The organism is Streptomyces atratus, from assembly GCF_014648655.1.
Lineage (GTDB): Bacteria > Actinomycetota > Actinomycetes > Streptomycetales > Streptomycetaceae > Streptomyces > Streptomyces atratus.
In genome coordinates this window covers 93,757-106,947 of the sequence record NZ_BMRN01000014.1, presented here as the reverse complement: position 1 = coordinate 106,947, position 13,191 = coordinate 93,757, and the positions used below count along the sequence as shown (strand labels likewise).

Annotated in this window: 13 protein-coding genes; 11 read left to right on the top strand and 2 right to left on the bottom strand. The window is 70.5% G+C overall.

Features of this window, described 5'->3' with window-relative positions; genetic code table 11:
* Positions 1 to 85: 85 nt before the first annotated feature.
* The 3 genes from IEZ15_RS23235 to IEZ15_RS23225 are packed head-to-tail and all read left to right on the top strand — an operon-like array spanning position 86 to position 2,235.
* Positions 86 to 1,234 carry a uroporphyrinogen-III synthase gene (locus IEZ15_RS23235; RefSeq protein ID WP_189279229.1) on the top strand — a complete coding sequence of 383 codons (1,149 nt, stop codon included), beginning with the start codon at positions 86 to 88 and terminating at the stop codon, positions 1,232 to 1,234.
* 39 nt (positions 1,235 to 1,273) lie between these two features.
* Positions 1,274 to 1,651 (top strand): DUF4259 domain-containing protein, encoded by a 378-nt coding sequence (locus IEZ15_RS23230; protein ID WP_114244804.1) that lies wholly within the window; start codon positions 1,274 to 1,276, stop codon positions 1,649 to 1,651.
* Positions 1,652 to 1,671: 20 nt separating this feature from the next.
* Positions 1,672 to 2,235, top strand: a complete 564-nt coding sequence (locus tag IEZ15_RS23225) for a GNAT family N-acetyltransferase (RefSeq protein ID WP_189279192.1) — start codon at positions 1,672 to 1,674, stop codon at positions 2,233 to 2,235.
* On the opposite strand, the gene IEZ15_RS23220 is transcribed toward IEZ15_RS23225, so the two are convergent.
* Positions 2,168 to 2,887, bottom strand: a complete 720-nt coding sequence (locus IEZ15_RS23220; protein WP_189279191.1) for a GNAT family N-acetyltransferase — start codon at positions 2,885 to 2,887, stop codon at positions 2,168 to 2,170. The genes IEZ15_RS23225 and IEZ15_RS23220 overlap by 68 nt on opposite strands.
* A 114-nt stretch (positions 2,888 to 3,001) precedes the next feature.
* On the opposite strand from IEZ15_RS23220, the gene IEZ15_RS23215 reads away from it, so the two are divergent.
* The 6 genes from IEZ15_RS23215 to IEZ15_RS23190 all read left to right on the top strand — a co-directional run bounded on the left by IEZ15_RS23215 (position 3,002) and on the right by IEZ15_RS23190 (position 10,227).
* Positions 3,002 to 3,622 (top strand): CGNR zinc finger domain-containing protein, encoded by a 621-nt coding sequence (locus tag IEZ15_RS23215; RefSeq protein ID WP_189279190.1) that lies wholly within the window; start codon positions 3,002 to 3,004, stop codon positions 3,620 to 3,622.
* 88 nt (positions 3,623 to 3,710) lie between these two features.
* Positions 3,711 to 4,298 carry a sigma-70 family RNA polymerase sigma factor gene (locus IEZ15_RS23210; RefSeq protein ID WP_189279189.1) on the top strand — a complete coding sequence of 196 codons (588 nt, stop codon included), beginning with the start codon at positions 3,711 to 3,713 and terminating at the stop codon, positions 4,296 to 4,298.
* Positions 4,295 to 5,176 carry an anti-sigma factor family protein gene (locus IEZ15_RS23205; protein ID WP_189279188.1) on the top strand — a complete coding sequence of 294 codons (882 nt, stop codon included), beginning with the start codon at positions 4,295 to 4,297 and terminating at the stop codon, positions 5,174 to 5,176. The genes IEZ15_RS23210 and IEZ15_RS23205 overlap by 4 nt, the downstream gene beginning before the upstream one ends.
* Before the next feature lie 103 nt (positions 5,177 to 5,279).
* A complete protein-coding gene (locus IEZ15_RS23200; RefSeq protein WP_189279187.1) occupies positions 5,280 to 7,658 on the top strand; it encodes a HelD family protein in 2,379 nt (792 codons plus the stop codon).
* A gap of 462 nt (positions 7,659 to 8,120) precedes the next feature.
* Entirely contained in the window at positions 8,121 to 9,557 is a 1,437-nt protein-coding gene (locus IEZ15_RS23195) for an NAD-dependent malic enzyme (protein ID WP_114244798.1), read from the top strand.
* A gap of 388 nt (positions 9,558 to 9,945) precedes the next feature.
* Complete coding sequence (locus IEZ15_RS23190) at positions 9,946 to 10,227, top strand: HU family DNA-binding protein (RefSeq protein WP_003968811.1); 282 nt, start codon at positions 9,946 to 9,948, stop codon at positions 10,225 to 10,227.
* A 194-nt stretch (positions 10,228 to 10,421) separates the two neighbouring features.
* On the opposite strand, the gene murA is transcribed toward IEZ15_RS23190, so the two are convergent.
* Positions 10,422 to 11,762: a UDP-N-acetylglucosamine 1-carboxyvinyltransferase gene (murA, locus tag IEZ15_RS23185; protein ID WP_114244797.1), complete on the bottom strand. Its 1,341-nt coding sequence runs from the start codon at positions 11,760 to 11,762 to the stop codon at positions 10,422 to 10,424.
* A 276-nt stretch (positions 11,763 to 12,038) separates the two neighbouring features.
* On the opposite strand from murA, the gene IEZ15_RS23180 reads away from it, so the two are divergent.
* Both IEZ15_RS23180 and IEZ15_RS23175 read left to right on the top strand, forming a co-directional pair.
* Positions 12,039 to 12,599 carry a YqgE/AlgH family protein gene (locus IEZ15_RS23180; RefSeq protein WP_114244796.1) on the top strand — a complete coding sequence of 187 codons (561 nt, stop codon included), beginning with the start codon at positions 12,039 to 12,041 and terminating at the stop codon, positions 12,597 to 12,599.
* Between the two features lie 30 nt (positions 12,600 to 12,629).
* On the top strand, positions 12,630 to 12,923 hold the full coding sequence (locus IEZ15_RS23175; protein ID WP_114244795.1) for a DUF3039 domain-containing protein: 294 nt from the start codon (positions 12,630 to 12,632) through the stop codon (positions 12,921 to 12,923).
* The last annotated feature ends 268 nt before the right edge of the window (positions 12,924 to 13,191 follow it).

Here is a 13,191-nt window from a genome sequence, read left to right as displayed (position 1 = left end):
GGTGAACCAGGTCTGTCACGCATGGTTGGCAGGCTCGGCCCCCGGCATCATCGGGCAGCAGCGGGACGAGAGCCGGGTAGACCACATGCACGAGGACGAACAGCACGGGCCCCTCGCTGGCTTCACCGTCGGGGTCACCGCCGCACGGCGCGCGGAGGAGTTCGGCGCGCTGCTTGAGCGACGGGGCGCCGCCGTCCTGCACGCGCCCGCCCTGCGGATCCTGCCGCTCGCCGACGACAGCGAACTCCTCGCCGCCACCCGGCGAATCGTCGACTCCGCCCCCGAAGTGGTCGTCGCGACCACCGCGGTCGGCTTCCGGGGCTGGATCGAGGCCGCGCACGGCTGGGGGCTCGGCGACCGGCTGCTGGAGGCCCTGCGCGGCACCGAACTGCTGGCCCGCGGCCCCAAGGTCAAGGGCGCCATCCGGGCCGCCGGGCTGACCGAGGCGTGGTCGCCCGCCTCCGAGTCCATGGCCGAGGTGCTGGACCGGCTCCTGGACGAGGGCGTGGAGGGCCGCCGGATCGCCCTCCAACTGCACGGCGAACCTCTCCCCGGATTCAGCGATTCGCTCCGCGCCGCGGGCGCCGAGGTCGTCGCCGTACCCGTCTACCGCTGGGTGGACCCCGAGGACATCGCCCCGCTCGACCGGCTGCTCGACATCACCCTGGCCCGGGGCCTGGACGCCCTCACCTTCACCAGCGCCCCGGCCGCCGCCTCGTTGCTCGGCCGGGCCGAGAAGCGGGGGCTGGTCCCGGAGCTCCTGAGCGCCCTGCGCGACGACGTCCTCGTGGCCTGCGTCGGACCGGTCACCGCCCTGCCGCTGCAGGCCCGCGGCATCGACACCGTCCAGCCGGAGCGCTTCCGGCTCGCCCCGCTCGTCCAGCTGCTGTGCGACGAACTTCCCTCCAGGGCCCTTATGTTGCCGATCGCCGGGCACCGGGTGGAGATCCGCGGTCACGCCGCGATCGTCGACGGCGAACTGCGCCCGGTGCCACCTGCCGCAATGGCCCTGCTGCACACCCTGGCCCGCCGGCCGGGCTGGGTGGTGGCCCGCGCCGACCTGCTGCGCGCGCTGCCCGGCAGCGGAACGGACGAACACGCGGTGGAGACGGCCATGGCGAGGCTGCGTACGTCACTGGGTGCACCCCGTCTCATCCAGACGGTCGTCAAGCGCGGCTACCGGCTGGCGCTGGACCCGACGGGGGACAGCCCCGATGTCAGTCCTGCCTGCTAGAACCGGGCAGGTATGCAACGACCAGTGGGAGGGGCCTTCATGGGTACCTGGGGCAGTGGGAACTTCGACAGCGACACGGCCGCTGATCACCTGTCGGGCATCACCGAGCGCCTCGTCTCCGAGATCGCGGAGGCGATGGCCGACGACCCGGTCGGCCTGGAGCCCGACGAGTACTGGGGCGTCGCCGTGCCGTGCAACGTCGAGCTGCTGTGCCTGATGGCGGAGCAGCGCTACGTCGGTGCGGAGGTACCGGAGGCGGCGGTGGTCGAGGGCTGGAAGAAGACCTTCATGGACGTGTGGGAACGGACCATCGACGGTCTGGAGCCCGAACCGGGGTACAAGGAGGAGAGGCGGGCGGAGCTGATCCGGACCTTCGACCGGCTGGCGGGCCTGGCGGGGGAGCGCGCGGCGGGATGAGGCCGGGATAGCGTGCTGGGATGATCAATGACATCCACCGGCTCGACGCGGAGGTACGGCTCCGTCCCGTCACCCCGGCCGACGCCTCGTCCCTCGCCGTGGCGCTGACCCGCAGCCGTGCGTACATGCAGCCCTGGGAGCCGGTACGGCCCGACGCCTTCTACACCGAGCAGGGGCAGCGAGAACGCCTGGCCGGAATGCTCGCGGACCGCGACGCGGGGCGGGTGATGCCGTGGGTGCTCGCCGATGAACAGGACCGTGTGGTGGGCGGGTTCAGCCTCAACGGCATTGTGCTCGGGTCGTTCCGCAGCGGGGTTCTCGGTTACTGGGTCGATGTCGAGTACGCGGGCCGCGGGCTGGCCACGGCCGCCGTCGAGCGGATCTGCGAGTCGGCCAGGGACGAGCTGCGCCTGCACCGGGTCGAGGCGGGGACGGTGCTGGACAACGTGGCGTCGCAGCGGGTGCTCGCCAAGTGCGGCTTCGAGCAGTACGGGATGGCTCCGCGCTACATGCACATCAACGGTGAGTGGCGCGACCATCGGCTGTTCCAGCGGATCCTGCACGATGGGCCGTTGATGGGGTGACCGTTGACTGTGGGAGCGTCCTCGAACGCCGGACGGGCTCGCTTTCGCCGTGCGGGCGTGAAAGTTGAGCCTGCTCGGCGATTGAGGACAAGGACGGCTGCCGGACGCCCCCGGTACGCCCCCGCGCATGCCGGTGTCCGTCCAGCAGCCACGGCGGCCGTGCCGGAAGAACCTCCGCGAAGCCGTATCCGCTCTTCTCGGCAACCCGGCAGGACGCCTCGTTGTTCACCTGATGCAGCAGGTCCAGCCGCGCGAGCCCGTCCCCGGCGAACGCTTCGAACGCCCAGTCGGTGAGCGCCCCGAGCGCCCGCGGCGCGATCCCGCGGCCGCGCGCCCGCGCCGTCGTCCAGTAGCCGACCTCCGCGCTGACGGAGCCCGGTGCGGGGTACTTGAGCGCCACATTGCCGACCAGTTCGTCGGAGCGGTCGCGATCGACCACCGCGAAACTGAAGCGGCTGCCGGATTCCCGGCCCTCCTGCTGCACCCGCAGCCAGTGCTGAGCCTCCGCCTCGTCCGTGACCAGCATGCGCAGCATGGCGCGCATCGCAGGATCGCGGTACGCCTCGATCACGGCCGGCATGTCGTCGGGCAGCCACGGCCGGAGCAGGAGCGGGCCGGCCGCAAGGGTGGCGGCACGGAGATCTTCGTCCATCAGGACACCGTACGGGCTCGCGTGCACCGACCCGCGTGGCAGCAGGGGTTCCGGGTCTGCCGCCCGAGGGGCACTCTGGGGGAGACCTCCACCGGAGACCCGAGGCGGTGACATGTGCATGACGACGGCAAAAGCTCGTACCACTGGCGGTTCGACTCCGGCCGCCCCTGCCTGGATCTGGTGGCCACGGGAATCGGCACCTCCGGCGCATGCGAACTGCTCGACGGCGCCGAGCGGCTCGCCGACTGGCTGGTGGCCACCGGACTCGTACCGAGCGGCACCCACCTCGGCGCGGTGGACGACACCTGGGTGGTGCGCTTCCGGCAGTTGAGGACCGGCGTCGACCGCCTGCTGACCGCCGAACTCGCCGGCCGCAGAGCCGAGAGCGCCCTGGAACGGGTCAACGCGCTCGCCGCGACCGCACCACCGGGACTGCGGGCGGTACGCGGAGGAAGCGGCACGCTGGTACGGACACTGAGCGCCGATCCCGAATGCGGAGCACTGCTGGCCGCCGTGGCCCGCGACGTCGTGGAACTCCTGACCGACCCCGTGGCGCGAGCCGGCCTGCGCCGCTGCGAGGCCGGTAACTGCCGCCGCCTCTACCTGGACACCTCGCGCGGCCGCCGACGCCGCTGGTGCTCCAGCGAGGTGTGCGGGAACCGGGAGCGGGTGGCCCGGCACCGGCGCCGGGCGGCGGCCGTGGCGATCACGGACGCGGACACGGGAGCGCCGTAAAGAATCTTGAAGCCGGATTGAATGGATCGCGGCCCCCCTTCGTGTTCATGGTCAAGGAGCTCAACAGGGTCTCGACCGGGAGGTTCGGGTGCGCGAGGATGCGGCCGTGGCCGATGACCGTCCGCGCAGGGCTCGACATCGCAGTGAGCCGCCCCCGTCCCCCTCCGACGTCCCCGACGAGGAGTTGATGCGGGCGCTCTACCGCGAACACGCCGGACCTCTGCTCGCGTATGTGCTCCGCCTCGTCGCCGGCGACCGACAGCGCGCCGAGGACGTGGTGCAGGAAACGCTCATCCGTGCCTGGAAGAACGCCGGCCGGCTGGGCAGGGCCACCGGCTCCGTCCGCCCCTGGCTGGTGACGGTCGCCCGGCGCATCGTCATCGACGGCCACCGCAGCCGGCAGGCCCGGCCGCACGAGGTCGATCCGTCGCCGCTGGAGGTCATTCCCGCGGAGGACGAGATGGACAAGGCGCTGTGGCTGATGACGCTCTCGGACGCGCTCGACGATTTGACCCCTGCTCATCGGGAAGCATTGGTCGAGACCTATTTCAAGGGCCGTACGGTCAATGAGGCGGCTGATGTGCTGGGCATCCCCAGCGGGACGGTGCGGTCCCGGGTCTTCTACGCATTGCGTTCGATGAAGCTTGCTCTCGAAGAAAGGGGGATCACGGCATGAGCGACCATGAGTGGGAGCCTTTCGGGCCCCGGCCGACCGGTCCCTCCAGTCCCCGAAACCCCGGGAGCCCCAGAGGCCCCCGCAGCCCCGGTGGCCACACAGCCCCGCGCGGAGCCGCCGAAGGGCCCGGGCACGACGCCGCCGGTGCGTATCTCCTCGGCATTCTGGACGATGCCGAGGCATCCGCCTTCGAGGCGCATCTGGCCGACTGCGACCTGTGCGCCGCCCATCTCGACGAGTTCGCCGGCCTGGAACCCATGCTCGCGCTGCTCTCCGAGTCCCCGGCAGCCGTACCGGGCGCCCGCCCTGTCCCGCACGTCCCGCAGCCGCCCGCGCCCCGCATGCTCGACCGGCTGGTCGACGAGGTCGCGGCCGAGCGGGCCGGGCGCAGGCGCCGCTCCATGTATCTGGTCGCGGCGGCGGCCGTGCTGATCATCGGCGGTCCGGCGGTCGCGGTCCTGGCGACCGGCAACGACGGTACCTCGGCGCAGGCGGCCGACCCGCACCCCACCGGCCCCGCCGGGGACGACTTCTTCCACCACATGACGGAGAAGGTGCGGGCCACCGACCCCACCACCAAGGTCGACGCCATCATCGGCATGGAGAAGAAGGCATGGGGCACCCACACCGTGCTGGAGCTCAAGAACGTCACGGGTCCGGAGAAGTGCAGCCTGATCGCCGTGTCGAAGACCGGTGAGGAGGAGGTCGTCACCTCCTGGTCCGTTCCGAAGTGGGGATACGGCATCGAGGACTCCCAGCACCCGGCCTCGAAGTACCCGCTCTATGTCCACGGCGGCGCGGCGATGGACCGCGGCGACATCGACCATTTCGAGGTGCGTACGTTCGACGGCAAGCGGCTGGTGGAGGTCGACGCCTGATCGAGACCCCGCCGTGCCATTTCGATACGCGCGGCAGGTGCGCGGCGGGCCTCGCTTCGCATAGGGTTGACGGCTGCCCAATGCACGTCAGAAGGGGGCCTCGGTGGCCGCGCAGGATGCCGCTGTCGATTCGATGCGGGACCGGGAAATCGGTGTCGAGCAGGAACATCTCGACCGTGTTTATCACCGCCTCGAAGAGAAGATCCACGAGGCGGAATTTCTCATGAGTGACGCCGTCAAGCGCGGCCAGGTCGGTACCCCCGGAGCGCTCGCCGAGCGCGACGCCCAGGTGTTCCGGGCCGGAATCCACCTCAACCGGCTGAACAGCGAGTTCGAGGACTTCCTCTTCGGAAGGATCGATCTGCTGCTCGGCAAGGACGGCGAACGGGGCCCGGACGGCGCGTACACCTCCGTCGAACCGGCCGACGACGCCGTACGCGAGGACAACTCCGCCGATATCGCGGAGACGCTGCACATCGGCCGGATCGGGGTCCTCGACTCCGACTACGCGCCGCTGGTCATCGACTGGCGCGCACCGGCCGCCGCACCGTTCTACCGGTCGACGCCGAAGGAACCGGGCAGGGTGGTACGCCGCCGGGTCGTCCGCTCCAAGGGCCGCAAGGTCCTCGGGGTCGAGGACGACCTGATGCGCCCCGAGCTGACCGCGTACCTGGGCGGCGACAAGCTCCCCGTCATCGGCGACGGCGCCCTGATGGCGGCGCTCGGCCAGGCCCGCAGCCACACCATGCGGGATATCGTCTCCTCCATCCAGGCCGAACAGGACCTGGTGATCCGGGCCCCCGCCGCCTCCGTCACCGAGGTGTCCGGCGGCCCCGGCACCGGCAAGACCGCCGTCGCCCTGCACCGCGCCGCGTACCTCCTCTACCAGGACCGGCGGCGTTACGCGGGCGGCATCCTCGTCGTCTCGCCGACCCCGCTCCTTGTCGCGTACACCGAAGGCGTGCTGCCCTCGCTGGGCGAGGAAGGGCAGGTCGCGATCCGCGCGGTCGGTTCGCTCTCCGACGAGGCGGCCGGCGTCGAGGGCGCCACCACGTACGACGAACCCGCCGTCGCCCGGATCAAGGGCTCCTCCCGGATGCTCCAGGTGCTGCGCAAGGCGGCACGCGGCGCACTGGAACAGCCCGGCACCCCCCGCAGGACGGAGGACCGGGACGGCCAGCTGTCCTTCGGCGACGGAACCGACGAGGCCCCGGCCACCCCGACCCGGCTGCGGGTCGTCGCGTTCGGCGCCCGTGTCGAGCTGAACGCCGACGAACTGCACCGCATCCGGCACTCCGTCCTGGGCGGCACCGCCCCGGTCAACCTGCTGCGCCCGCGCGCCCGCAGACTGCTCCTGGACGCCCTGTGGAACAAGTCCTCGGGCCGGGGCCGCTACACCGACCCCGAACTGGCCGCCGAACTGCGCTCCTCCTTCGACGAGGACGTCTCCACCGAGACACCCTTCCTCGAGTTCCTGAACGCCTGGTGGCCCGAACTCACCCCGCGCGGTGTGCTCGCCGCGATGGCCGACGAGAAGCGGCTCGGCCGCTGGGCGCGCCGGGTCCTCAACCAGGGCGAGGTGCGCCGCTTCGCCCGCTCCCTGAAGCGGCTCGACAGCGAAGGGAACGGGCCGCTCTCCGTACACGACGTGGCGATCCTCGACGAGCTGCAGACACTGCTCGGCACCCCGCACCGGCCGAAGAAGAAGCGTGAATTCGACCCGCTGGACCAGCTCTCCGGTCTGGAGGAGCTGATGCCGCAGCGCGAGGAGACCCAGCGCGAGCGGGCCGAGCGACTGGCCGCGGAGCGTACGGAGTACGCGCATGTCATCGTCGACGAGGCGCAGGACCTCACGCCCATGCAGTGGCGCATGGTCGGCCGCCGTGGCCGGCACGCCACCTGGACGATCGTCGGAGACCCCGCGCAGTCCTCCTGGTCCGATCCGGACGAGGCGGCCCGGGCACGCGACGAGGCACTCGGCAACCGGCCGCGCCGCCGCTTCACCCTCACGGTCAACTACCGCAACCCGGCGGAGATCGCCGAGCTGGCCTCGAAGGTCCTGGCGCTCGCGATGCCCGGAATGGAGTCACCGGCCGCGGTCCGTTCCACGGGTGTGAAGCCGCGCTTCGAGACCGTACGGGACGGCGATCTGGCCGCATCGGTGCGCGAGGAGGCGCGGCGGCTGCTGGCCGAGGTGGACGGCACGGTGGGTGTGGTCGTCGCGATGCACCGCCGGGCGCAGGCCCGCAACTGGCTCGCCGAGCTCGGCGAGCGGGTGGTGGCACTGGGCAGCCTGGAGGCGAAGGGCCTGGAGTACGACGCCACGGTGGTCGTCTCGCCCGCGGAGATCGCGGACGAGTCCCCGGCCGGTCTGCGGGTGCTGTACGTGGCGCTGACACGTGCGACGCAGCAGCTCACGGTAGTCTCGGGGGAGCGGGATCTGCCCGACGAGGACGGCGTCCCGGACCTGCTGAGAGACTGAGGCAAGGAGCGGAGGCACCGCCGTCGGGGCAGATTTTCGAACGGACCTGTCCTGCGGGAATCACTTCTGTGGGGTCTTTGTTAGCCTGGTGTCGGCACCGGCTCGATCCAAGCCCCCGGGCCCAACCTTCGTCGCTTCGAGCGACCACTTGCCGCGAGGCGAGCATGGCGGGTCGGTGCCGCTTGAACAAGAAGACAGACCCGCGTCACCTTCCGGTGGCGCGGGTCTGTTGTTGTTTGCGGACCTGGCGGCTTCTTGACGGGGCCGGCTGCTTCCGGCCCCCGGCAGGGAGCGGTTGGGGGTTCCGCTGAAGCAGCCAGCTCTCGTATGGTGGAAAATATTTTCCGAAACGCGGCAGTCATTACCGGCTACCAGCCAGTAGGTGCGACGATCGGGAAGCGTGTCCGAGGTGAGCGCCCCGGCCGCGCGGCAATGAAGCTAAGGAAAGCGAAGGACTCGGCCATGGCAACGGCGCCCAGCGTCTCGTACTCGATGACGGTCAGGCTGGAGGTGCCCGCGAGCGGCACAGCAGTCTCCCAGCTGACCACGGCCGTGGAGTCCTCCGGCGGTTCGGTCACCGGCCTCGATGTGACCGCCTCCGGCCACGAGAAGCTGCGGATCGACGTCACCATCGCCGCCACTTCCACCTCGCACGCCGACGAGATCGTCGAAAACCTGCGCGGCATCGAGGGTGTCGTGCTCGGCAAGGTCTCCGACCGTACGTTCCTGATGCACCTCGGCGGCAAGATCGAGATGGCGTCCAAGCACCCCATCCGCAACCGTGACGACCTCTCGATGATCTACACCCCGGGTGTGGCCCGGGTCTGCATGGCGATCGCCGAGAACCCCGAGGACGCCCGCCGCCTCACCATCAAGCGCAACTCCGTCGCAGTTGTGACGGACGGCTCCGCCGTGCTCGGCCTCGGCAACATCGGCCCGATGGCCTCCCTCCCGGTGATGGAGGGCAAGGCGGCCCTCTTCAAGCGGTTCGCCGGCATCGACGCCTGGCCGATCTGCCTGGATACCCAGGACACCGACGCCATCGTCGAGATCGTCAAGGCGATCGCCCCCGGCTTCGCGGGCATCAACCTGGAGGACATCTCCGCACCCCGCTGCTTCGAGATCGAGGCACGGCTGCGCGAGGCCCTGGACATCCCCGTCTTCCACGACGACCAGCACGGCACCGCGATCGTGGTCCTGGCCGCGCTGACCAACGCACTGCGCGTGGTGGGCAAGGGAATCGGGGACGTGCGGGTCGTCATGTCCGGCGCCGGAGCGGCCGGTACGGCCATCCTGAAGCTCCTCATCGCCGCGGGCGTCAAGCACGCCGTCGTCGCCGACATCCACGGCGTGGTGCACGCGGGCCGCGAGGACCTGGTCTCCGCCGACGCCGACTCGCCGCTGCGCTGGATCGCCGACAACACCAACCCCGAATCCATCACCGGCACCCTCAAGCAGGCCGTCGTGGACGCCGACGTCTTCATCGGCGTCTCGGCTCCGAACGTGCTGGACGGCGCCGACGTCGCCGCCATGGCCGACGGTGCGATCGTATTCGCGCTCGCGAACCCGGACCCCGAGGTGGACCCGGCAATCGCCCGCCAGACCGCGGCAGTTGTCGCCACCGGCCGCTCCGACTTCCCGAACCAGATCAACAACGTACTGGTCTTCCCGGGCGTCTTCCGCGGTCTGCTGGACGCCCAGTCCCGCACGGTCAACACGGAGATGATGCTCGCCGCGGCCCGCGCCCTCGCCGACGTCGTCGCCGAGGACGAGGTGAACGCGAACTACATCATCCCGTCGGTCTTCAACGACAGGGTCGCGGGGGCGGTCGCCGGTGCCGTCCGGGACGCCGCGAAGGCGGCGGGCGGTGCTGTGACAGGCTCGGGCGACCTCGGCTGAACCACCCACTCACGGAACCCGCCGCGGCCCCTGCCGGCGTCGCCCACGGCCGCGGCGCCCCCCACGTCGGCCCGACGTACGGCGCGTCGCGGGTCGCGGCGCCACAAACACCCCTTTAGGGTGGGCGGGCGGCGCGTCCCGCAGAGGCCCGCATCCGCTGCGGACCGCTTTCGGGGAGTCGACGGAACGTCACCACGATGAGGCAGTGGTGCTTTTCGTGTGACTCCGGAGGGTGCCGGATTGGCTTTCCCGCCGCAGGTGGGGGCAGGATGCGTAATCGGGCGCGAGGGTCTGACGACAGACCCGGGTCCGGGGACTGTCCTAGGGCCCTGGCAGCATCGGCTTCGATCTCACGCCTCACAGGCAAGAAGAACACGGGAGTAACAACATGAACCGCAGTGAGCTGGTGGCCGCCCTGGCCGACCGCGCCGAGGTGACTCGCAAGGACGCCGACGCCGTGCTGGCCGCGCTCGCCGAGACCGTCGGTGAGATCGTCGCCAAGGGCGACGAGAAGGTCACCATCCCCGGCTTCCTGACCTTCGAGCGCACCCACCGTGCCGCTCGCACCGCTCGTAACCCGCAGACCGGCGACCCGATCAACATCCCGGCCGGCTACAGCGTGAAGGTCTCCGCGGGCTCCAAGCTCAAGGAAGCCGCCAAGGGCAAGTAAGCCCCACAGGCGCGCCGAAGGGCGGTCACCCGACCAGGGTGACCGCCCTTCGGCGTACCGGCCCGAGAGGGCCCGTTCTGGGCTTCTGCCGCCATCGCGGACCAGGGGTACGGGCCCGGCCCGTCCGGCAAACGAAGAACGGGGGCCCGGGGCAGTGCCCCGAACCCCCGTCAGCAACCCTCGGGCGCCGCGCCTCAGACCAGCGCCCCGTTCGGCAGCTCCACCTTCGCGCCGAGCTTCTCCAGCTTCTCCATGAAGTTCTCGTAGCCGCGGTTGATCAGGTCGATGCCGTGCACCCGCGACGTGCCCTGCGCGGCCAGCGCGGCGATCAGGTACGAGAAACCGCCGCGCAGGTCCGGGATGACCAGATCCGCGCCCTGCAGCTTCGTCGGCCCGGACACGACCGCGGAGTGCAGGAAGTTGCGCTGACCGAAGCGGCAGTCGGAGCCGCCCAGGCACTCGCGGTAGAGCTGGATGTGCGCGCCCATCTGGTTGAGCGCGGAGGTGAAGCCGAGCCGGGACTCGTACACCGTCTCGTGGACGATGGACAGGCCCGAGGCCTGCGTCAGGGCCACGACCAGCGGCTGCTGCCAGTCGGTCTGGAAGCCGGGGTGCACGTCCGTCTCCAGGGCGATGGCGTTCAACGCGCCGCCCGGGTGCCAGAAGCGGATGCCCTCGTCGTCGATCTCGAACGCCCCGCCGACCCGGCGGAAGGTGTTCAGGAACGTCATCATCGAGCGCTGCTGTGCGCCCCGTACGTAGATGTTGCCCTCGGTGGCCAGCGCCGCGGACGCCCAGGAGGCCGCCTCCAGACGGTCCGGGATCGCCCGGTGCGTATAACCGTCCAGCCGGTCGACACCGGTGATCCGGATCGTCCGGTCGGTGTCCATCGAGATGATCGCGCCCATCTTCTGCAGTACGCAGATGAGGTCCTCGATCTCCGGCTCCACGGCCGCGTTGGACAGCTCGGTGACGCCTTCGGCGAGCACGGCCGTCAGCAGTACCTGCTCGGTGGAGCCCACCGACGGGTACGGCAGCCGGATCTTCGTGCCGCGCAGCCGCTGCGGGGCCTCCAGATACTGGCCGTCCGCCCGCTTCTCGATGGTCGCGCCGAACTGCCGCAGCACGTCGAAGTGGAAGTCGATCGGCCGGCCGCCGATGTCACAGCCGCCGAGTCCCGGGATGAACGCATGGCCCAGCCGGTGCAGCAGCGGGCCGCAGAAGAGGATCGGGATGCGCGACGAGCCCGCGTGGGCATCGATGTCGGCGACGTTGGCGCTCTCGACATGGGTCGGGTCCAGGATCAGCTCGCCCGGTTCGTCACCCGGCCGGACCGTCACACCGTGCAACTGCAGCAGCCCCCGCACCACCCGCACGTCGCGGATGTCGGGCACATTGCGCAGCCGGCTGGGTCCGCTGCCGAGCAGCGCGGCGACCATTGCCTTCGGCACCAGGTTCTTGGCGCCTCTGACGCGGATCTCGCCCTCCAGCGGGGTTCCGCCGTGGACAAGCAGGACATCGTCTGTGCCGGTCATGAATCTCGCGTTCCGGAGTGGTCGGGCAGGGGGCCAAACGAAAGGGTAATGGCCCACGGCCCCCCTTCCGTAAGAGAGCGGGGGGTGTGCGAACGTCATGAATTCGCCACAACACGCTCTGCTCCCCGACTCTTGCGGAGGGTTACCGTCCGCAACGCCCTCCGGATGGTGCGCTCCTCGTGCACCCGTGCGCCCTGAGCTGCGCCCGGGCCCCCTCGGCGACCGGGCGGCCCACTTGGTCCCCGCGGAGAGCGAAGATGCGGGATCATTTCTGCCATGACCGAGGTGTCCTCGCTCACAGGGCGACTGCTCGTGGCCACACCCGCGCTCGCGGACCCGAATTTCGACCGCGCGGTGGTGCTGCTCCTCGACCACGACGAGGAGGGCTCGCTCGGCGTGGTCCTGAACCGCCCGACCCCGGTCGGCGTCGGCGACATCCTCATGTCCTGGGCCGGCCTGACCGGCGAACCCGACGTCGTCTTCCAGGGCGGCCCGGTCTCGCTCGACTCGGCGCTCGGCGTGGCCGTCATCCCCGGCGACGAGGGCCCGCTCGGCTGGCGCCGGGTGTACGGGGCGATCGGCCTGGTGGACCTGGAGGCTCCGCCGGAGCTGCTGGCCGCGGCGCTCGGCTCGCTGCGGATCTTCGCCGGGTACGCCGGCTGGGGCCCCGGACAACTGGAGACGGAACTCGGCGAGGGGGCCTGGTACGTCGTCGAGTCCGAGCCCGGAGACGTCTCCTCCCCGCGCCCCGAACACCTCTGGCGGGCGGTCCTGCGCCGCCAGCGCAGCGAACTGGCGATGATCGCCACCTACCCGGACGACCCTTCGCTGAACTGATGCTCCGCGCTTTCAGTACCCTTGGCGTTCATGAGCACTCTTGAGCCCGAGCGCGGGGCAGGTACGGGCACCCTCGTAGAGCCGACGCCGCAGGTGTCGAACGGCGACGGCGACCACGAGCGCTACGCCCATTACGTCCAGAAGGACAAGATCATGGCGAGTGCCCTGGAGGGCACCCCCGTGGTCGCACTGTGCGGCAAGGTCTGGGTACCGGGTCGCGACCCGAAGAAGTATCCGGTCTGTCCCATGTGCAAGGAGATCTACGAGTCCATGGGTGCCGGTGGCGACAAGGACAAGGGCAAGGGCGGCAAGGACCAGAAGTAGTCCGGAGCCGGTCGGCCACTTCTGCTTCAGGTCCCCGGGGCGCGCCCCGGGGACCTTTTGCGTTGCGCGGGCTGCATCACAGGGTCACAAGTGGTCGAGACCACTTGTCGGCGTCTGCGTGCGCACCTACTCTCCTGTCAGTTGTGCAAACGAAGCGCACGTTGCGACACCTGCCCAGCCGCCGCCTGTGCGCCGCAGACTTCCGACTCTTCGTACTCGTACAGCGCCGCCCGGTCCCGGGACCGGGCGGAGCGGTGAAGGACTGACG